The organism is Pseudomonas sp. S34 (assembly GCF_009866745.1).
GTDB classification, from domain to species: domain Bacteria; phylum Pseudomonadota; class Gammaproteobacteria; order Pseudomonadales; family Pseudomonadaceae; genus Aquipseudomonas; species Aquipseudomonas jessenii.
Window position 1 is genome coordinate 882,901 of the sequence record NZ_CP019398.1, and the last position, 19,407, is coordinate 902,307.

The 19,407-nt window shown below is 59.3% G+C and carries 16 protein-coding genes; 4 read left to right on the forward strand and 12 right to left on the reverse strand.

What is annotated here, in order from left to right; genetic code table 11:
• Window positions 1–108: 108 nt before the first annotated feature.
• Window positions 109–2,433, reverse strand: a complete 2,325-nt coding sequence (locus PspS34_RS03745) for a TonB-dependent siderophore receptor (RefSeq protein ID WP_057716460.1) — start codon at window positions 2,431–2,433, stop codon at window positions 109–111.
• Between the two features lie 207 nt (window positions 2,434–2,640).
• Here PspS34_RS03745 and PspS34_RS03750 point away from each other — a divergent pair, with 207 nt between their 5' ends.
• Window positions 2,641–3,321: a Fe2+-dependent dioxygenase gene (locus PspS34_RS03750; RefSeq protein WP_090453057.1), complete on the forward strand. Its 681-nt coding sequence runs from the start codon at window positions 2,641–2,643 to the stop codon at window positions 3,319–3,321.
• Window positions 3,322–3,351: 30 nt separating this feature from the next.
• Complete coding sequence (locus PspS34_RS03755) at window positions 3,352–4,083, forward strand: tetratricopeptide repeat protein (RefSeq protein WP_154861739.1); 732 nt, start codon at window positions 3,352–3,354, stop codon at window positions 4,081–4,083.
• A 165-nt stretch (window positions 4,084–4,248) separates the two neighbouring features.
• Here PspS34_RS03755 and PspS34_RS03760 read toward each other — a convergent pair whose 3' ends face one another.
• The 5 genes from PspS34_RS03760 to PspS34_RS03780 form a co-directional block, all read right to left on the reverse strand.
• Window positions 4,249–5,412 (reverse strand): type III PLP-dependent enzyme, encoded by a 1,164-nt coding sequence (locus PspS34_RS03760; protein WP_056728269.1) that lies wholly within the window; start codon window positions 5,410–5,412, stop codon window positions 4,249–4,251.
• A gap of 660 nt (window positions 5,413–6,072) precedes the next feature.
• Window positions 6,073–7,230 (reverse strand): ABC transporter ATP-binding protein, encoded by a 1,158-nt coding sequence (locus PspS34_RS03765; RefSeq protein WP_154861576.1) that lies wholly within the window; start codon window positions 7,228–7,230, stop codon window positions 6,073–6,075.
• A complete protein-coding gene (locus PspS34_RS03770; protein ID WP_057716456.1) occupies window positions 7,227–7,880 on the reverse strand; it encodes an ABC transporter permease in 654 nt (217 codons plus the stop codon). The genes PspS34_RS03765 and PspS34_RS03770 overlap by 4 nt, the downstream gene beginning before the upstream one ends.
• A gap of 12 nt (window positions 7,881–7,892) precedes the next feature.
• Window positions 7,893–8,786, reverse strand: coding sequence for a glycine betaine ABC transporter substrate-binding protein (locus tag PspS34_RS03775; RefSeq protein WP_154861577.1), 894 nt, complete (start codon window positions 8,784–8,786; stop codon window positions 7,893–7,895).
• Between the two features lie 20 nt (window positions 8,787–8,806).
• Complete coding sequence (locus tag PspS34_RS03780) at window positions 8,807–9,523, reverse strand: ABC transporter permease (protein ID WP_057716454.1); 717 nt, start codon at window positions 9,521–9,523, stop codon at window positions 8,807–8,809.
• A 438-nt stretch (window positions 9,524–9,961) separates the two neighbouring features.
• Here PspS34_RS03780 and PspS34_RS03785 point away from each other — a divergent pair, with 438 nt between their 5' ends.
• Both PspS34_RS03785 and PspS34_RS03790 read left to right on the forward strand, forming a co-directional pair.
• A complete protein-coding gene (locus tag PspS34_RS03785) occupies window positions 9,962–11,545 on the forward strand; it encodes a peptide chain release factor 3 (RefSeq protein WP_057716453.1) in 1,584 nt (527 codons plus the stop codon).
• A gap of 338 nt (window positions 11,546–11,883) precedes the next feature.
• On the forward strand, window positions 11,884–12,138 hold the full coding sequence (locus PspS34_RS03790; RefSeq protein WP_057716452.1) for a hypothetical protein: 255 nt from the start codon (window positions 11,884–11,886) through the stop codon (window positions 12,136–12,138).
• 195 nt (window positions 12,139–12,333) lie between these two features.
• Here the strand turns inward: PspS34_RS03790 and PspS34_RS03795 are convergent, their stop codons facing one another.
• The 6 genes from PspS34_RS03795 to PspS34_RS03820 form a co-directional block, all read right to left on the reverse strand.
• On the reverse strand, window positions 12,334–13,314 hold the full coding sequence (locus PspS34_RS03795) for a peptide ABC transporter ATP-binding protein (RefSeq protein ID WP_057716451.1): 981 nt from the start codon (window positions 13,312–13,314) through the stop codon (window positions 12,334–12,336).
• Window positions 13,314–14,282 (reverse strand): oligopeptide/dipeptide ABC transporter ATP-binding protein, encoded by a 969-nt coding sequence (locus tag PspS34_RS03800; protein ID WP_057716450.1) that lies wholly within the window; start codon window positions 14,280–14,282, stop codon window positions 13,314–13,316. The genes PspS34_RS03795 and PspS34_RS03800 overlap by 1 nt, the downstream gene beginning before the upstream one ends.
• Window positions 14,283–14,292: 10 nt before the next feature.
• Window positions 14,293–15,204, reverse strand: a complete 912-nt coding sequence (locus PspS34_RS03805) for an ABC transporter permease subunit (protein WP_057716449.1) — start codon at window positions 15,202–15,204, stop codon at window positions 14,293–14,295.
• Between the two features lie 10 nt (window positions 15,205–15,214).
• The gene (locus PspS34_RS03810) at window positions 15,215–16,225 is read right to left on the reverse strand and encodes an ABC transporter permease subunit (protein ID WP_008051717.1); all 1,011 of its coding nucleotides are present in this window, start codon (window positions 16,223–16,225) and stop codon (window positions 15,215–15,217) included.
• Between the two features lie 72 nt (window positions 16,226–16,297).
• Window positions 16,298–17,893 (reverse strand): ABC transporter substrate-binding protein, encoded by a 1,596-nt coding sequence (locus tag PspS34_RS03815; RefSeq protein ID WP_102669063.1) that lies wholly within the window; start codon window positions 17,891–17,893, stop codon window positions 16,298–16,300.
• Window positions 17,894–17,971: 78 nt separating this feature from the next.
• Window positions 17,972–19,405, reverse strand: coding sequence for an OprD family porin (locus tag PspS34_RS03820; RefSeq protein WP_057716447.1), 1,434 nt, complete (start codon window positions 19,403–19,405; stop codon window positions 17,972–17,974).
• Window positions 19,406–19,407 lie beyond the last annotated feature (2 nt).

Here is a 19,407-nt window from a genome sequence, read left to right on the forward strand (position 1 = left end):
GGAGCGAGCTTGTTCGCGATAGCGGTGTGTCGGCCAACATAAATGTTGAATGTGGCGACGTCATCGCGAGCAAGCTCGCTCCCACAGGGATTGCAGTGTGAGTGGCAATCAGAAGTGGAAGTTGGTGCTCAGCAAAGCGGTACGACCGGCCGCCTGGTTGGCGAAGTGAGTCGAGAACGCCTTGTCGTAGTAGGTTTCGTCGGTCAGGTTCTGTACGTTCAGTTGCAGGTCGACGTTCTTGGTCAGCTTGTAGGCCGCCATTGCGTCGTAACGAACGTAGGAATCGACCATGGTGGTGTTGGCGGCACTGCCGAACACATCATCGACATAGAACGCACCGCCACCGATGGTCAGCCTTGGCGTGACCTGATAGGTCGTCCACAGGCTGGCGCTGTTTTTCGGCGTGTTAGGCAGTTCGTTGCCGTTGTTGGCTTTGTTTGCCGGCAGGTCGCCGCCATCGACTTGCTCGCTGTCCATGTAGGCGTAACCGGCGAAGACCTGCCATTTGTCGGTGAGCTTGCCGGTGGCCGACAGTTCGATACCTTGAACGCGGGTTTTGCCGACGTTTTCAAACGTAGTGGTGTTGGTTTGCACACGAGCGTTTTCTTTCTCGGTGCGGAAGATGTCGGCAGTCAGGGACAAACGATCGTTCAGCAGATCCCACTTGGTACCGATTTCGTAGTTCTTGGTGGTTTCCGGCTCCATGTCGCTTTTGAGCAGGTTGCCGTTGCGATCCGGCGTGCCACCCAACGGGTTGCCTTCCGCGCCATCGCCAAGGGTGTTGCCTGGTGGAGTGGCAGACGTCGCATAGGAGGCATAGATGCTGCCGTTTTCCGCTGGTTTGTACACCACACCGAACTGACCGGTAACGAACTCGCTGGTGTCATCGCCCTTGGACGTGGTCACGCTGGAACCGTTGAAGGTTTTGTAGTCGGTGTCGAAATGGTCGTAGCGCAGGCCCATGTTCACCAGCCACTGCTCGGACAACGTCAGGGTGTCGAATACATACAGTGCGTAGGTGTTGGCCTTGGTATCGGTGCCTGCGTAGTTGCGGGAGATGGCACCGCTCCACGGATCATTCGGCGTCGGGTTGGACAGCGAGGTGCAGTTGTAACCGCTTGGCGCGCCGATCAGTGCCGGCGAGCAGTTGTTGGTTACCGCTGCCGTTCCCGGGGTGGTGTCCGTGTTGACGTTGTACGAGGACTTTTCACTTTCCTCGTGGGTGTATTCGACACCGGTGGAGAAGCTGTTCTTGAACCCGGCGATGTAGATATCACCAAACAGGTCGGTCTGGTTGGTGGTGGTCTCGGTGTTGCTCACGCGGGTGTTCGCCCGGCGCCAGACGCTGCCGTTGTTGACGTTGCCTTTACTGTCGTCCGGCTGGGTCAGGATGTAATCCTGCATGCTGGTGCCGTGACGCAGGGTGTTCTTGATGGTCAGCGAGTCGCTCAGGTCGTGCTCGATGGCGAAGGTCGCGGTGTCGGTGCGGGTCTTGCGGAAGTCGCGGTCGGTCAGACCATAGAAATTGCTGCTGTCGCCGCCGTCATTCGGCTTGTCCGGGTTGGACTTGGTGCGTCCAGCCGCGAGAGTGGTCGGGATCGAGTACGGAATGCCCGAATCCGGCGTGTCGTTGCTTTCGAGGTGGTAGTAGTCGAGGTTGACGCGAGTGTCTGTACCCAGGCCGAAAGCCAGGGACGGTGCGACACCCCAGCGGTCGTAGTCGACGCTGTCACGTCCGGCGACGTTGCTCTCATGGCTCATCAGGTTCAGACGGCCAGCGGCAGTGTCGGTGAACTGATAGTTGCCGTCCATGGTGTAGCGCTGGGTCTGGTCGGAGCCCCAGGTGAAACCACCATCGAACGAATTGCCCAGGTGAGCTTTCTTGCTGACCAGGTTGATGCTGCCGCCTGCAGCGCCGCGACCGCCGATGGCAGAGTTCGGGCCTTTGCTGACTTCGATCGATTCCACGGCGAAGATCTCGCGGCTCTGGGAACCGGTATCGCGAACGCCGTCCAGGTAGGTATCGCCCTGGGCGTCAAAGCCGCGAATGAACGGACGGTCGCCCTGTGGGTTGCCGCCTTCACCGGCACCGAAGGTGATGCCTGGAATGGTGCGCAGGGCGTCCTGCATGTTCATGGCGCCCGTGTCTTTCAACACTTGTTGCGGAATGACGGTGATCGAGCGCGGTGTGTCCACCAGCGGCGCGGTGTACTTGGGCGAGGAGGCTTTCTCTACGTTGTAGGTCGTCTCGTCCTGGGCTTCGCCGGTGATGGCGGTGGCGCCCAGCGAAATCACATTGCCCGGTGCTTTTTCGTCGGCTTTTTCCGCCGCGAAAACCATGTGGCCCGCAGAGCCGGCAGTAATCGCCATGCCGATGGCCGATGCGAGCAGACGTGGTGAACTGACCGGTACTTGTGGTTGTTGACGCGACATTTGAGTTCCCCTCCCCAAGGATTTGAGGCCGCGGAATATAGGGTAAACACGTATTCGTATCAATTGCGAAACATTACTATTCGCACTGAATTTACATTCTTTACAATTTACCCTTACGGTTTCTGCTGACTCATTCGTCAGATGTGTTTTACACAGGCAATAAGAATCAATACCATTGGCATCCCTTTGGTTTCAGGTGCTTTTGTCATGCTGCTGCACATTCCCGGCCTGTTTGAAAAAGACGAGGTGCAGCGCATTCGCGAGGCTCTGGAGCAAGCCGATTGGGCCGATGGCAAGATCACCGCCGGCTACCAGTCGGCGAAGGCCAAACACAATTTGCAGTTGCCGGAAGGTCACCCGCTGGCCAAGGAGATCGGCGCGGCGATGCTGGAGCGGCTGTGGAAAAATCCGCTGTTCATGTCAGCAGCGTTACCGCACAAAGTCTTCCCTCCGTTAGTGAACTGTTACACAGCCGGTGGCAGTTTCGACTTCCATATCGACAACGCGGTACGTCAGCCAAAAGGCAGCATCGAGCGGGTGCGAACGGATTTGTCCGCCACGCTGTTCTTCAGCGAGCCGGAGGATTACGACGGCGGCGAGCTGGAGATCCAGGACACCTTCGGCACCCAACGGGTGAAGCTGCCTGCCGGCGACATGGTGCTGTATCCCGGCACCAGTCTGCACAAGGTCAATGCGGTGACACGCGGAGCGCGACTCGCCTCGTTTTTCTGGACGCAAAGCCTGGTGCGTGAAGACAGCCAGCGCGCCCTGTTGTTCGAGATGGACGGGGCAATCCAGCAACTGACCCGCGATGTGCCCGATCATCCATCGCTGATCCGCCTGACCGGGACGTATCACAACCTGTTGCGTCGCTGGGTCGAGGTCTAAGTGGCGGATTTTCGTTTACGCCGCGAGGAAATGCTCGACGGTGAGCGCCTGCGCGCGATGCTCGACGAAAGTCCGGCCCGTGCGGCCCAGGCCATCCTGATTGCCGCACGAGAAGGAGAGGTCGAAGCCCAGGCCTTGCTCGGGCAGATTCTGCTCGACGGCCAGGGGATCGCGCAGGACCAACCGCTGGCGCTGAGCTGGTTCGGCATCGCAGCGCGCCAGGGGCACCTCATGGCGCGCAACATGCTCGGTCGTTGCCATGAGCATGGTTGGGGCTGCGCTGCCGATGCATCGCTAGCGGCCAGGCATTACCGACTTGCCGCCACTGCAGGGCTGGATTGGGCGATGTACAACTACGCCAATCTGCTGGCGACCGGTCGCGGGGTGGTTGAGGATCAGCTTCAGGCACTGAGTCTCTATCGCCGTGCGGCTGAGTTGGGCCATGCAAAATCGATGAATCTGTTGGGGCGGTATCTGGAAGAAGGGCGGTTCTGTCCGGTGAATCCGGCAGCGGCGCGTGACTGGTATCGACGTTCGGCCGAGGGCGGGGATTTTCGCGGGCAGTTCAGCTTTGCTGCAGTCTTGACCGACGAAGGGAATATCGAGGATGCGTTGGTCTGGCTGCGCAAGGCGTTGGCCGGTGGCAACCTGAATTTTCTGCGAGTGGCGAGTCAGGCGCTGATGGGCGCGGTCGATCCGAGGATCCAGGCACTGGCCCACGAATTCCATCATCGTGCCGAAGAATTAACCCCAGTCTCTTGAGCCTTTGTGGGAGCGAGCTTGCTCGCGATGACGTCATGACGTCATGACATTCAGCATCAATGTTGATTGAGCTATCGCCATCGCGAGCAAGCTCGCTCCCACAGAGGGTGGCGTAAATGAAAAAGCCCATGACAGGTCATGGGCTTTTTGTTTTCTACGCAGTATTTACACGTAGAACGACTTCAGCGGCGGGAAGCCATTGAACTCGACGGCGCTGTAACTGGTGGTGTACGCACCGGTCGACAGCCAGTACAGGCGATCACCGATGGCCAGGTTCAGCGGCAGGCCGTACTTGTAGTTTTCGTACATGATGTCGGCGCTGTCGCAGGTTGGACCGGCGATGACCACTTCTTCCATTTCGCCTTTCTTCTCGGTCCAGATCGGGAACTTGATGGCTTCGTCCATGGTTTCGATCAGGCCGGAGAACTTGCCCACATCCGTGTACACCCAACGCTCTACCGCGGTACGGGATTTACGTGCAACCAGTACCACTTCGCTAACCAGGATGCCGGCGTTGGCGATCAGCGAGCGGCCTGGCTCCAGGATGATTTCCGGCAAGTCATCACCGAAGTCTTCCTTCAGGAAGCGGATGATTTCCTCGGCGTAGGTTTCCAGGCTGTTGGTGCGGGTGATGTAGTTGGCCGGGAAGCCGCCACCCATGTTGATCAGCTTCAGGTGGATACCGTCTTCTTCCTTCAGGCGCTCGAAGATCACTTTGACCTTGGCGATCGCCGCGTCCCAGACGCTGATGTCGCGCTGCTGCGAGCCGACGTGGAACGAGATGCCGTAAGGCACCAGGCCCAGGTCGCGGGCGAGGATCAGCAGGTCCATGGCCATGTCGGTCTGGCAGCCGAATTTGCGCGACAACGGCCAGTCGGCGGTGGTCGAGCCTTCGGTCAGGATACGCACGTAGACTTTCGAGCCCGGTGCGGCCTTGGCGATGTTGCGCAGGTCGGCTTCGGAGTCGGTGGCGAACAGGCGCACGCCCTTCTCGTAGAAGTAGCGGATATCCTTGGATTTCTTGATGGTGTTGCCGTAGCTGATCTGGTCGGCGCTGACGCCGCGACCAAGCACTTTGTCCAGCTCGTAGATCGAGGCGATGTCGAAGCTCGAGCCTTTCTCTTTGAGCAAGTCGATGATCTCGACGGCCGGGTTGGCCTTGACCGCGTAGTAGACCTTGGCGAATTCGAAACCGGCGCGCAGGTCGTCATAGGCCTGGCTGATCATCGCGGTGTCGATCACCACGAACGGGGTTTCCTGTTTGTCGGCGAACGCCTTCATTTTCTGAAAGGTTTCACGCGCGAAATAGTCTTCGACCTGGATCGACATACCTGGGAGCTCCTAAAGGCAAACGTTGTTAATCAATGGGTGCAAATGAACGTCCTCCGTATCCCCACTTTGGTTCGCCTACTTCCCAAGGCATGTCGCCGAAAGCAAAAAGGCCATGGGAAGTGCAGCTTTCCCTTGGCCTTGCTGTCTCGTCGTCAGTACTTGAGCCGGATGGATCGTTTCCAGCATGGACGTTCGGCGCGAACTTTAGGGCGTGAGGGGCTTGAGATCAACAAAAAATGTCGCGTTTTTGCACTCTTCTGACGCGCGTTGCAGGCATCACTCTTTGTAACCGACACAGATGACAGTCGGATGTTCCCGAGGATTTATGGAGTGTTAAAAATACCTGCACGTTCGACGCTTTTGTGTGCAAAGTCGCTAGTAACTACGATAGCGTCAACATCGGCGACGTTAGCTGCTAAAAGGTGGGCTGAGAGGGGATTTGACTATTCAGGAGCGTGTTTTCGGATAGCTTTTACAGACGCTGCTGTTGATATTTTTTTCCGGCCTGCGAATCACTGGAAAATCGCATAGAACCTGTGGGAGAGAGCTTGCTCGCGATGACATTTTCACAGCCAGCATCGTAGTTGCCTGAAATGACGCCATCGCGAGCAAGCTCGCTCCCACAGGTTTTGTGTTTTTACCTGGTTATGTGAGCTGTCAGGCGACCACCGCCTCGGCTGGCGAGACGATATTGGTCTTCATTCCACGGGAGCGACCGGAGCTCAAATAAGCCGCTATCGACTCCTGCGTCACCTCGCCCAAAAACACCCGCTCGGCATCCATCACCGGCAACCACGCCCGATTGAACTCGTACATGCGCGACAGCAGAATGCGCAAATGTTCGTCGTACGCCGCCGTGGCGTTGAACTCGCGTTGGTACTGCGCGCAGGTGCCGGTCTGACGGTGCAAGTCGCGACGTCGTACATAACCCAGGGCTTTGTTCTCGGCACAAGTGACTACCACATAGCGTCGGTCATGCTCGTCCATCAACTCCAGAGCGTCTGCCACCGGGGTATGCGGGCTGACGGAAGGCGCGTTGTCCGCCGCATCTTCGGCTTTCACCAGCAGCAGGCGTTTCAGTGTGCTGTCCTGGCCGACGAAGTTGCTGACAAACTCATCCGCCGGATGCGCGAGCAAAGTGTCCGGGTGATCGATCTGCAGCAGCTTGCCAGCGCGGAAAATCGCGATCTTGTCGCCGAGCTTGATCGCCTCGTCGATGTCGTGGCTGACCATGATCACGGTCTTGTTCAGCGCCCGCTGCATGTCGAAGAACTCGTTCTGGATCATCTCGCGGTTGATCGGGTCGACTGCCCCGAACGGCTCGTCCATTAATAGCAGTGGTGCATCGGCGGCCAGTGCGCGAATCACGCCGATCCGCTGTTGCTGGCCACCGGACAGTTCTCGTGGATAACGATGCAGATATTGCTTGGGTTCAAGCTTGATCATGCTCATCAACTCGCGGGCGCGGTCGTGGCATTTCTGCTTGTCCCAGCCGAGCAGTTTCGGCACCACGACAATGTTCTCCTCGATGGTCATGTTCGGGAACAAACCGATTTGCTGGATGACGTAGCCGATGTTGCGGCGCAGCGTCACTTCGTCGAGGCCCGTGGTGTCTTCACCGTTGATCAGGATCTTGCCCGAGGTCGGTTTGATCAGGCGATTGATCATTTTCAGCGTGGTGCTTTTGCCGCAACCGGATGGCCCGAGGAACACGCAGATCTCGCCTTCGTTGACGGTCAGGCTCACCGAGTCCACGGCTTTCACGTCTTTGCCGTTGCTTTGGAAGGTCTTGCTGAGGTTTTGAAGTTCGATCATTTGAGCAGTCCTTTTGGAGTCAGCGAACGTTGCAGCACTTGCAGGATCAGGTCGGCGATGATCGCCAGCACACTGACCAGTACAGCGCCGACAATCAGCATCGACATGTCGCTGCGGCTGATGGCAGCGAGGATGAGTACGCCCAGGCCACCGGCGCCGATGGTCGCGGCGATGGTCATGACGCCGATGTTCATGACCACGGCAGTGCGCACACCAGCGAGGATCACCGGCACGGCAATGGGTAATTCGACCATGCGCAGGCGCTGACCGAAGGTCATGCCGATGCCGCGCGCGGCTTCACGGATGCCCGGTTCGACGTTGGTCAGGGCCAGGTAGGTGTTACGCATGATCGGCAGCAGCGAATACAGAAACACCGCGGTGATGGCCGGCATCGGGCCCAGGCCCTGGCCGAACTTGGAGTAGAACGGCAGCAGCAGGCCAAACAGGGCAATCGACGGCACGGTCAGCAGCACCGTGGCGCTGGCTTGCAAAGGCCCGGCGAGGCTCGGGAAGCGTGTCATCAGGATGCCCAGCGGCACGCCAACCACAATCGCCAGGGTCACGGCGATGCCGACCAGGGTGATGTGTTGGCCGGTCAGCTGTATCACCTGCTGCCAGTCGAGGTGGGAAAAGGCGTTGAGAAATTCCATGGCTTTTCCTCCCTATTTGATTGGATGCTGGCGCAGGAAATCTGCGGCAACGGACGAAGGGCTTTGGTGATCGACATCGACCCGCGCATTGAGCTCGCGCATGGTGTCGTCGTCGAACAGCTCAGCCAGAGGCTTGAGTTGTTCGGCCAATTGCGGATGCGCATCGAGGTAGGCCTGACGCACCACCGGTGCGGCGGTGTAGTCGGGGAAGTAATGCTTGTCGTCTTCCAGCAGTTTCAGCTTGAAGGCGTTGAGGCGACCGTCGGTGGTGTAGACCAGACCGGCAAACACCTGGCCGTTACGCAGCGCGGTGTAGACCAGACCGGCGTCCATCTGGCGGATGTTCTTGCGGGTCAGGTTCATGTCGTAGAGCTTGACCATGCCATCAAGACCGTCCGAGCGGTTGGCGAACTCGGTATCCAGCGCCACCAGATTGTTGGTCTCGGCTTCCTTGCGCAGCACCGAGTTCAGCTCGCTGATGGTGTTGATCTGCGGGTATTGGTCAGCAACGTTTTTCGGCAGTGCCAGGGCATAGGTGTTGCTGAATTTCGACGGTGTCAGCCAGACCAGGCCTTTTTTCGCGTCGAGTTCTTTTACTCGTGCGTAGGACTGTTCGCTGTCGAGTTTTTCAGTGACATGGTTGTAGGCCACCAGCGAAACGCCGGTGTATTCCCAGAGCATGTCCAGTTGACCACTTTCATGGGCGCTGCGGGCCAGATTGCTGCCCAGGCCGCCGGTCACCTGCACCTCGTAACCCTTGGTGCGCAGGTATTGCGAGGTGATTTCCGCCAGCAGGGTCTGTTCGGTGAACACCCGGGCGCCGATGCGGATCAACGGTTTTTCCGTGGCTTGGGCAAATCCTGCGAACAGCAGGACGCAGCCTAGTAAAAAGCTTGAAGTTTTCATGACGATTCCTTTGCCGAGGCTTAAGACGGGCGCAAGCCGCGTTCGAGCCAGAGGCGGCTGGCGAGTGTCACCAGGCCGTCGAGCAACAAGGCCAGCAGGGCGGTGCAGGCCGCGCCGAGCAGCAATTGCGGCTGATTGTTCAGGGCGATGCCGGGGAAGATCAGGCTGCCGAGACTGTTGGCGCCGATCAGGAACGCCAGCGGCGCCGTCCCGACATTGATCGCCAATGCCACACGCACACCACCGATGATGATCGGCACCGCGTTTGGCAATTCGACTTTCCACAGCACCTGGCGCGGGGTCATGCCGATGCCGACGGCGGCTTCCTTGAGCGAACCCTGAACGTTTTTCAGGCCTTCGTAGGTGTTGCGCACGATGGGCAGCAAAGAGGCGAGGAACAGGGCGAAGATGGCAGGACCGCTGCCGATGCCGAGGATGCCCAAGGCGATGGCCAGGACGGCCAGGGGCGGAATGGTGTTGCCAATGTTGAAGAACTGCATGAAGCGTTCGGCACGGCCGATCATGGACGGGCGGCTGAGGAGGATGCCGGCAGGAATGCCCACGACAAGGGCGGCCAGCATGGAAGCGAGGACGAGAACCAGATGAGCTTGCAGGTAAAACAACAAATCGTCGCGGTAGTGTTCGATCGTGTTGATGCCGATCCATTGGATCAGCAGGGCCAGAAGGGCGAATACCAGCGCGCCTCCTATCAGCCCTTTGCCATAGTGGATAGCCACAGGCGGACTCCTTTTTTCAGTCGGCGAACACTTTCTCGTGTGGCAACGCCATTCCTGGCTGCCGAAAAAATGATCGCGATAAGCAGCTCATGCCGAGCGCGTTTCACTGTAGGAGCGAGCTTGCTCGCGAAAAACTTCAAGACAATGCGTACCTTCAGGTACCCAGCATTATCGTTGACGTCCATCGCGAGCAGGCTCGCTCCTACAGGGGGAAACGCACGGCAATCGAGCCATGAGCACAGCCTCGTCAGGCCGAATTGCAGGTGTTTCAGGCCTCCGACGAGTGGTCGTTACGGGGGAGTGGACGTCTCCGTGCTTTAAAAGGTTCCCATCTGAAGCAGCATTTGGCCACCCCTAATGTGCTCAACGGTTCGGTTCTTCGATCAACTTGGGCTATAATCTGCGCCCTTTTTTGAATCACCTGCCAGGCGATTTCCCATGACCAAACAGGCCGCCGAAGTCGCGAAACGCCGCACTTTCGCCATTATTTCCCACCCCGATGCCGGTAAGACCACCATCACCGAGAAGCTCCTGCTGATGGGCAAGGCGATTGCGGTAGCCGGTACGGTGAAATCTCGTAAATCCGATCGCCATGCCACCTCCGACTGGATGGAAATGGAAAAGCAGCGGGGTATCTCCATTACCACGTCGGTCATGCAGTTCCCGTATCGCGAACACATGATCAACCTGCTCGACACTCCGGGCCACGAAGACTTCTCCGAAGATACCTATCGCACCCTGACGGCGGTGGACTCGGCGTTGATGGTTCTCGACGGCGGTAAAGGTGTAGAGCCTCGGACCATCGCCCTGATGGACGTCTGCCGTCTGCGTGACACGCCGATCGTCAGCTTCATCAACAAACTCGACCGTGACATCCGCGACCCGATCGAACTGCTCGACGAAATCGAAGCCGTCCTCAAGATCAAGGCTGCGCCGATCACCTGGCCGATTGGTTGCTACCGTGACTTCAAAGGCGTGTATCACCTCGCCGATGACTACATCATCGTGTACACCGCCGGTCACGGCCACGAACGCACCGAAACCAGGATCATCGAGAAGCTCGACTCCGATGAAGCCCGCGCCCACCTGGGTGACGAGTACGAACGTTTCATCGAGCAGCTGGAACTGGTGCAGGGCGCCTGCCACGAGTTCAACCAGCAGGAGTTCCTCGACGGTCAACTGACTCCGGTGTTCTTCGGTACGGCACTGGGCAACTTCGGTGTCGACCACGTCCTCGACGCCGTCGTTGATTGGGCGCCGCGCCCACTGGCACGCGTGGCCAACGAGCGCACCGTGGAGCCGGTGGAAGAGAAGTTCTCGGGTTTCATCTTCAAGATCCAGGCGAACATGGACCCGAAACACCGCGACCGCATCGCCTTCATGCGTATCTGCTCCGGCAAGTACGAAAAAGGCATGAAGATGCGCCACGTGCGCACCGGCAAGGACGTGCGGATCGGCGACGCGCTGACCTTCTTCTCCTCCGAGCGTGAGCAACTGGAAGAGGCGTTTGCCGGCGACATCATCGGCTTGCACAACCACGGCACCATCCAGATCGGCGACACCTTCAGCGAAGGCGAAGTGCTGGGTTTCACCGGCATTCCACACTTCGCCCCGGAACTGTTCCGTCGCGTACGCCTGAAAGATCCGCTGAAATCCAAGCAACTGCGCCAGGGCCTGCAACAACTGGCCGAAGAAGGCGCGACCCAGGTGTTCTTCCCGGAACGCAGCAACGACATCATCCTCGGCGCCGTCGGTGTGCTGCAGTTCGATGTGGTCGCCAGCCGTTTGAAAGAGGAATACAAGGTCGAGTGCTCCTACGAACCGATCACTGTTTACTCTGCGCGCTGGATCGAATGCAGCGACAAGAAGAAGCTTGAGGAATTCTCCAACAAGGCTGTGGAAAACCTGGCGCTGGACGGCGGTGGTCACCTGACCTACCTCGCACCGACGCGGGTCAACCTGGCATTGATGGAAGAGCGCTGGCCGGACGTGAAATTCCGTGCGACCCGTGAGCATCACTAAGCGCTGAGTTGCAAAATCCAAAAGCCCCGTTGCGAAAGCTGCGGGGCTTTTTATTGTCTGGCGCAATTGCCTGTAGGGGCGAGCCTGCTCGCGATGATTCCAGCCGCGCTGCATTTATCCAGACAGAGCGCGTCATCGTTAGCCTCCATCGCGAGCAGGCTCGCTCCAACAGGGGGCTTCGGTGTTAGTTGAGTTGTGAATAACCCCTATTCCAAACCAGTCTCCAAACCCGCTGCATTTTCCCCCGCCAGATAGCGTCCAATCTGGAGAACCCGGCTGATCGGAACTAGATTTGACTCAGCACCAGACAGGCACTCAACGAAAGGAAGGAATCGGCTATGAACAGGTTGTTTCGCGTTTTACTGCTGTTGAAGGTGATGGTGATGCTCTCGCTCGGAGCTTCGACGGCGTGGGCCGAGTGTATCGATCACGGGGAGCAGGCTTCGAGCGGGCAGGCGGGTTATGCGGGGTTGATGATCGCCAAGTCCGAATCGGAACCGGGAGATCAGGGGCAGGGCGGTGCGGACAACGACGATGACTCGACCACCGACGAACCGGACTCCGATGAGGAAGAGGGCGACAGCCAGACGTAGTCGCTCTATTGCAGGCAAAAGAAAACCCCTTCTACCTGAGTGATGCGCATTCGAGGCAGAAGGGGTTTGGTTAACGCGTAATTACTTGAGCTACTCAATCCCTGTGGGAGCGGGCTTGCTCGCGAAAGCGATCTGTCAGTCGACATTGAGGTTGACTGGAATGACGCCTTCGCGAGCAAGCCCGCTCCCACATTTTCATGCCGCGCCGTCGAGGAATTGCTCGGCGTAGTGGCAAGCCACCTGGCGGCCGGCGATCAGGCGCAGGGCCGGCTCTTCAGTGCTGCAACGCTCGGTGGCGTACGGGCAGCGCTTGTGGAAGGCGCAGCCGGACGGCGGGTTCAGCGGGTTGGGCAATTCACCTACGATCTTGATTTTCGGCTTGTCCGGATCCGGGTGGATGGCCGGCGTCGCCGACAACAGCGCCTGGGTGTAAGGGTGCAGAGGTCGGGAGTAAATGTCCTCTTTCGTGCCCATTTCCACCGGGCGACCGAGGTACATCACCATCACATGGTCGGCAACGTGGCGTACCACTGCCAGGTTGTGGGAGATGAACACATAGGCGGTGTTGAACTCTTGCTGCAAATCCATGAACAGGTTGAGTACCTGTGCCTGAATCGACACGTCCAGTGCCGAGGTTGGTTCGTCCGCCACCAGCACTTTCGGTTGCAGCATCATCGCGCGGGCCAGGGCGATCCGCTGGCGCTGACCACCGGAGAACATGTGCGGATAACGCTGATAGTGCTCGGGACGCAAGCCCACCTGTTTCATCATCGCCTGGACTTTCTCGCGACGTTCCGCGGCGCTCAGGTTGGTGTTGATCAATAACGGCTCTGCAAGCTGATCACCGACTTTCTGCCGAGGGTTCAACGAGGCGTACGGGCTCTGGAATACCATCTGCACGTCTTTGCGCAGTTGCTTGCGCTGGGCCTTGTCGGCACCGGCGACTTCCTGCCCGGCAATTTTCAAGGAGCCGGAGGACGGCTCTTCGATCAGGGTCAGGGCACGGGCCAGGGTGGATTTGCCGCAGCCCGACTCACCCACGACAGCGAGGGTCTTGCCGGCTTCCAGTTCGAACGATACGCCGTTGAGGGCGCGCACGGTGGCGTGCCCCTTGAACAGGCCTCGGGACACCTCGTAGTGACGGGTCAGGTCGCGGGCGGTAAGAACGACGGCCATTACGCCACCTCCTGGTTCAGCGGGTAGAAGCAGCGAGCGAGGCTGTTGCTTTTCTGGTCAAGGGCCGGACGTTGTTGACGGCAGTTGTCTTTCACGTACGGGCAGCGTGGCGACAGCAGGCAACCTTGCGGGCGGTCGTAGCGACCGGGAACGATGCCCGGCAGGGTCGACAGGCGTGAGGCACCCAGGCTGTGTTCCGGAATTGCCTTGAGCAACGCTTCGCTGTACGGGTGTGCCGGAATGTCGAACAGTTGCGGCACCTGGCCGACTTCGACCGCCTGGCCGGCGTACATCACGCACACGCGCTGGGCGGTTTCGGCCACGACGGCGAGGTCGTGGGTGATCAGCACCAGGCCCATGTTCTGCTCTTTCTGCAACGCCAGCAGCAGGTCCATGATTTGCGCCTGGATGGTTACGTCCAGCGCCGTGGTCGGTTCGTCGGCGATCAGCAGTTTCGGTTCGCCGGCAATCGCCATGGCAATCGCGACACGCTGGCTCATGCCCCCGGACAGTTGATGCGGGTAGGCGTCCATACGGCTGGCGGCACCCGGGATTTCAACTTTTTCCAGCAGTTCGATGGCGCGCTTGCGGGCAGCCTTGCCGGACATTTTCAGGTGCAGGCGCAGCACTTCTTCAATCTGGAAACCGACGGTGTAGCTCGGGTTCAGGGCAGTCATCGGATCCTGGAAGACCATGGACAGGTCTTTACCCACGATCTGGCGACGCTGGCGATTGTTGAGCTTGAGCATGTTCTTGCCGTCGAAATTCAGGGCGTCAGCGGTGACGATCCCCGGATGCTCGATCAGGCCCATCAGCGCCATCATGGTCACGGACTTGCCGGAACCGGACTCGCCAACGATGGCCAGCACTTCGCCCTTGTCCACTTGCAGGTCGAGACCATCGACGACTGGCGTGGCGTTTTTGTCGCCGAAGCGAACGTTGAGATTCTTGATTTCTAGCAGTGACATGGGAATCTCCTCAGGCGGCGTTCTTGAGTTTCGGGTCCAGCGCATCGCGCAGGCCGTCGCCCATCAGGTTGATTGCCAGCACGCTGAGCAAAATGGTCAGACCGGGCAGGCTCACTACCCACCAGGCGCGTTCGATGTAGTCGCGGGCCGAAGCCAGCATGGTGCCCCACTCAGGGGTTGGCGGTTGTACGCCAAGGCCGAGGAAGCCCAGTGCGGCGGCATCGAGGATCGCCGAGGAGAAGCTCAGGGTGGCCTGAACGATCAGCGGCGCCATGCAATTAGGCAGCACGGTGACGAACATCAGGCGCGGCAGACCGGCACCGGCCAGGCGCGCGGCGGTCACGTAGTCGCGGTTCAGTTCGCCCATCACCGCAGCGCGGGTCAGACGAACGTAGGACGGCAGGGACACCACGGCGATGGCGATCACGGTATTGATCAGGCCAGGGCCGAGGATGGCGACGATCGCCACGGCCAGCAGCAGGGACGGCAGGGCCAGCATGATGTCCATCAGACGCATGATGCTCGGGCCAAGTATGCGCGGGAAGAACCCGGCGAACAGACCCAGCAGGATCCCCGGGATCAGCGACATCACCACCGACGACAAACCGATCAGCAAGGACAGGCGCGAGCCCTGGATCAGGCGCGACAGCAGGTCGCGACCCAGTTCGTCGGTGCCGAGCAGGAACTGCATCTGTCCACCCTCCAGCCAGGCCGGCGGGGTCAGCAGGAAATCACGGTATTGCTCGCTCGGGTCGTGAGGGGCAACCCACGGGGCGAAGATGGCGCAGAAAATCACCAGCAGCATGAACATCAGGCCGGCGACGGCACCTTTGTTCTTGGAAAACGCTTGCCAGAATTCTTTGTACGGAGACGGGTACAGCAGGCTTTGATCGACTGCTACCGATGGAATTGGAGTGGTCATGGTCATGATCTCAGCGCTGATGACGGATGCGTGGGTTGGCAAAGCCGTAGAGGATGTCCACTACGAAGTTGACCACAATCACCAGGCAGGCGATTAACAGGATGCCGTTTTGCACAACGGGATAATCTCGGGCGCCAATGGCTTCGATCAGCCATTTGCCGATGCCGGGCCACGAGAAGATGGTTTCGGTCAGGACCGCACCGGCCAGCAGGGTGCCGACTTGCAGGCCGACCACGGTGAGTACCGGGATCAGCGCGTTGCGCAGGCCGTGTACGAACACCACGCGTGCCGGCGACAGGCCTTTGGCCTTGGCGGTGCGGATGTAGTCTTCACGCAGCACTTCGAGCATCGACGAACGGGTCATCCGCGCGATCACTGCCAGCGGAATGGTGCCGAGCACAATGGCCGGCAGGATCAGGTGGTGCAGGGCGTCGAAGAAGGCATCCGGCTCGTCGGCCAGCAGCGTATCGATCAGCATGAAGCCGGTGCGTGGCTCGATGTCATACAGCAGGTCGATCCGCCCGGATACCGGGGTCCAGCCCAGACTTACCGAGAAGAACATGATCAGGATCAGGCCCCACCAGAAGATCGGCATCGAATATCCCGCCAGGGAGACACCCATCACTCCATGGTCGAACAGGGATCCTCGCTTGAGTGCCGCGATCACCCCGGCCAGAAGGCCCAGGATGCCGGCGAACAACAGGGCGGCCATGGACAGTTCCAGGGTCGCGGGGAACAGGGAGGTGAATTCGCTCCACACGCTTTCACGGGTACGCAGGGATTCCCCGAGATCGCCGTGGGCCAGCTTGCCGATGTAATCCAGGTACTGGGCATACAGGGGTTTGTTCAGACCTAGGCGTTCCATTGCCTGAGCGTGCATTTCGGGGTCGACCCTACGTTCTCCCATCATGACTTCTACGGGGTCGCCCGGGATCATGCGAATCAACGCGAAAGTCAGCAAGGTGATGCCGAAGAACGTGGGGATCAGTAACCCCAGTCGGCGGGCAATAAAACTAAACATCGTGTGTTGTACCTCATCAGCCGGTTAGGCGTGCCCGGCATGCCTGGGTCAGGAATGCCGGGAGTTTTCTTATTACTTCACCTGGGTGGTGGCGAAGTTATTCGTGGTGAGGGGGCTAATGTGATAGCCCTCTACGTTGTTGCGCGTTGCGGTGAACATTCTAGTGTGTGCGAGGCTGATCCATGGTTGATCCTGGTTGAAAATCACCTGAGCCTGTTCGTAAAGCGCTGCACGCTCAGCCGGGTCGACTTTTGCGCGGGCCTGGTCGATGAGTGCCTGGAACCTGTCATTGCACCAGCGTGCATAGTTTTCGCCGTTCTGCGCAGCTTCACAACTGAGCATAGGCGTCAGGAAGTTATCCGGGTCGCCGTTATCGCCCGCCCATCCGGCGGAAACCATGTCGTGCTCGCCGTTTTTCGCGCGCTTGAGCATCTCGCCCCATTCCATCACGCGGATGTCGATCTTGATCCCGACCTTGGCCAGGTCGGCCTGCATCATCTGCGCACCGAGCATCGGGTTCGGGTTGGTCGCGCCGCCTCCGTTGCGGGTGAACAGGGTGAAGGTGGTGCCTTCCGGTACGCCGGCTTCCTTGAGCAGGGCGCGTGCCTTGTCCAGGTCGCGGGCAGGATTCTTCAGCGTGTGGTTGTAGCCCAGCAGGGTATCCGGGAACGGGTTGACCGCCACGGTGGCATTGCCCTTGCCGAACAGCGCGTTGACCGCGGCTTCCTTGTCGAAAGCGATGTCGATGGCTTTGCGCACGCGCACATCGCTCAAGTACTTGTGGGTGGTATTGATGGCGATGTAGGCGACGGTCATCGCATTCATTTCATCGACCTTCAGGTTCGAGTCTTTCTTGATGCTCGGGATGTCATCCGGTTTTGGATACAGCGCGACCTGGCACTCGTTGGCCTTGAGCTTCTGCAGGCGCACGTTGTTGTCGGTGGCGATGGCCAGGATCAGCGCATCAGCCGGTGGCTTGCCACGGAAATAATCCGGGTTGGCCTTGAAACGAACCTGGGCGTCCTTGTTGTAGCGCTGGAAGACGAACGGGCCGGTGCCGACTGGCTTGTTGTTCAGGTCGCCGGTCTTGTTGGTCTTGAGCAGCTGGTCGGCGTACTCGGCGGAGTAGATCGACGAGAAGGCCATGGCGATGTCGGCCAGGAACGGCGCTTCACGGCGGGTCAGGGTGAACTTGACCGTGTTGTCGTCGACTTTCTCGACGCTCTTGAGCAGTTCCTTGAAGCCCATGCTTTCAAAGTACGGGAAGCCCACGCTCGACAGTTTGTGCCACGGATGATTCGGGTCCAGCTGGCGCTGGAAGCTCCAGACCACGTCGTCGGCATTCATGTCGCGGGTCGGCTTGAAGTATTCGGTGGTGTGGAACTTGACGCCTTTACGCAGATGGAACGTGTAGCTCAGGCCGTCTTCGCTGATGTCCCAGGACTCTGCCAGTGCCGGAATCACGTCGGTGGTGCCGGGCTTGAAGTCCGCCAGGCGATTGAAGATGGTTTCGGCCACCGCATCGGCTGTGACTGCAGTCGTGTACTGGACCATGTCGAAGCCTTCGGGGCTGTTTTCGGTGCAGACCACCAGCGGCTTGGCCGATACACCCACCGCGACACTCAGCAAGGCAGCCGCGATGGCCGCACGTAGGGGAAGCATTTTCATCAAGAACCCTCTGCAATCAGTTGAAGGACAAAAGCCGAACGGCCGATTCGTCACTGAATCAGCCGTTCGGCACGGGCATTACAGGATGTTGAACGGAACCGTGGTCACGAGGCGGAACTCGTTGATGCTGCCGTCAGCCTGGTTTTCGCTGGCACGGTGAGCGGTGTAGGTGCCGCGAATCGTGGTGGCCTTGAGCGGGCCGCTCTGCACGGCGTAGGTCGCGCCGATGCCATATTCATAATGGTGTTCGCCATCCTGGGACTGGATGCCGTCGTAACCCTTGCCTGCCACGCCGCCGTTGCCGGTGTAGTGGGTGCCGTCGATACCCCAGCCGCGAGCCTGGTAGATGTTGAACTTCAGGCCCGGCACGCCGTATTCGGCCATGTTCAGACCGTAGGCAACCTGGAACGATTTTTCGTTCGGGCCGTTGAAGTCCGACAACAGAGAGTTGGCCAGGTAGATGCCGTTGGTTTCGTGCAGGTAGTCGAAGTACTCGTTACCGTTCACTTCCTGGTACGAGAAGGTCAGGGTGTGGGCCTGGTGGGTCAGGCCGAACGACAGCGAGTAGGTGTCGTTGTCGATGTCGCCGATCAGGGCTTTACCGGTTTCCTTGGTTTTGTAGTAGTTCAGGCCGGTGGTCAGGCTCAGTACCTGGCTGTCGCCCAGTACGTGAGAGGCGCCGAAGTAGTACTGGTTCCAGATATCTTCAGCCTGGGTCGCCCAGAGACTGGTGGTCAGGCTGGCGAACGGGTTGTAGGTGATACCGCCGGTGTAGACGTGGTCGGTTTCGACGATGCCGTTTGCGTATTCGGTGCGGAATTTGCGCTGGCTTTCTTCGGTACGCGGTGAGTTGCGGTCGAAGGTGGCCAGGTCGAAGGCCAGGTTGTTCAGCTCTTCGCTGTGGAGGGCCACGCCCTGGAAGCTCGAAGGCAGTGCACGGTTACCGATCACGTCGACCATCGGGCTGCTGAAGTTCATGCGGCCGGCGGTCAGGGTGCTGTTGGAGACACGAGCCTTGACGTTGGCCAGGCCCAGTTTGCTCCACTGGCCTTGAGCGTCGCCGCCCTCTTTGGTCAGGGTACGGTTGTTGCCCGCGCCTGGACGAGTGCCCGGTGCGCCACCGTTGTTGGACGCCAGGTCTTTGCGGTCCTGGTCCAGTGCGATGGCGTTGTACGCCGCCACCTCAGTGCTGAAGCCTACGGTGCCTTCGGTGAAGCCGGAGTTGTACTTGAGGATGGTGCCCTGGACCCAGTTGATCCGGCGATCGGTCGGGGTCGAAACGCCGTCTTTCTTGTAGGCGAACTTGGCGCCGCGTTGCAGTTGTTCGTTGGCGTACCAGTTGCGCGTGGTGCCTGTGATCGACTGGCCTTCGATAAAACCGGTGGCTTCGCTTTGAGCGCTTTTCTCGTTCACGGTAACCGGGGTGAAAGCCTGGCTTTGGGTTTCTGCGTAAGCCGTGGCGGTTACGCTGCTGATGGCCATGGCCAATAACGCGGTGCTGCTCAGTTTCATGG

What these genes read in the sequence shown, in the direction of transcription:
- PspS34_RS03745 (WP_057716460.1), bottom strand. Translation starts at nt 2,433, where the DNA reads ATGTCGCGTCAACAACCACAAGTACCGGTCAGTTCACCACGTCTGCTC.
- PspS34_RS03750 (WP_090453057.1), top strand. Translation starts at nt 2,641, where the DNA reads ATGCTGCTGCACATTCCCGGCCTGTTTGAAAAAGACGAGGTGCAGCGC.
- PspS34_RS03755 (WP_154861739.1), top strand. Translation starts at nt 3,352, where the DNA reads ATGCTCGACGGTGAGCGCCTGCGCGCGATGCTCGACGAAAGTCCGGCC.
- PspS34_RS03760 (WP_056728269.1), bottom strand. Translation starts at nt 5,412, where the DNA reads ATGTCGATCCAGGTCGAAGACTATTTCGCGCGTGAAACCTTTCAGAAA.
- PspS34_RS03765 (WP_154861576.1), bottom strand. Translation starts at nt 7,230, where the DNA reads ATGATCGAACTTCAAAACCTCAGCAAGACCTTCCAAAGCAACGGCAAA.
- PspS34_RS03770 (WP_057716456.1), bottom strand. Translation starts at nt 7,880, where the DNA reads ATGGAATTTCTCAACGCCTTTTCCCACCTCGACTGGCAGCAGGTGATA.
- PspS34_RS03775 (WP_154861577.1), bottom strand. Translation starts at nt 8,786, where the DNA reads ATGAAAACTTCAAGCTTTTTACTAGGCTGCGTCCTGCTGTTCGCAGGA.
- PspS34_RS03785 (WP_057716453.1), top strand. Translation starts at nt 9,962, where the DNA reads ATGACCAAACAGGCCGCCGAAGTCGCGAAACGCCGCACTTTCGCCATT.
- PspS34_RS03790 (WP_057716452.1), top strand. Translation starts at nt 11,884, where the DNA reads ATGAACAGGTTGTTTCGCGTTTTACTGCTGTTGAAGGTGATGGTGATG.
- PspS34_RS03795 (WP_057716451.1), bottom strand. Translation starts at nt 13,314, where the DNA reads ATGGCCGTCGTTCTTACCGCCCGCGACCTGACCCGTCACTACGAGGTG.
- PspS34_RS03800 (WP_057716450.1), bottom strand. Translation starts at nt 14,282, where the DNA reads ATGTCACTGCTAGAAATCAAGAATCTCAACGTTCGCTTCGGCGACAAA.
- PspS34_RS03805 (WP_057716449.1), bottom strand. Translation starts at nt 15,204, where the DNA reads ATGACCACTCCAATTCCATCGGTAGCAGTCGATCAAAGCCTGCTGTAC.
- PspS34_RS03810 (WP_008051717.1), bottom strand. Translation starts at nt 16,225, where the DNA reads ATGTTTAGTTTTATTGCCCGCCGACTGGGGTTACTGATCCCCACGTTC.
- PspS34_RS03815 (WP_102669063.1), bottom strand. Translation starts at nt 17,893, where the DNA reads ATGAAAATGCTTCCCCTACGTGCGGCCATCGCGGCTGCCTTGCTGAGT.
- PspS34_RS03820 (WP_057716447.1), bottom strand. Translation starts at nt 19,405, where the DNA reads ATGAAACTGAGCAGCACCGCGTTATTGGCCATGGCCATCAGCAGCGTA.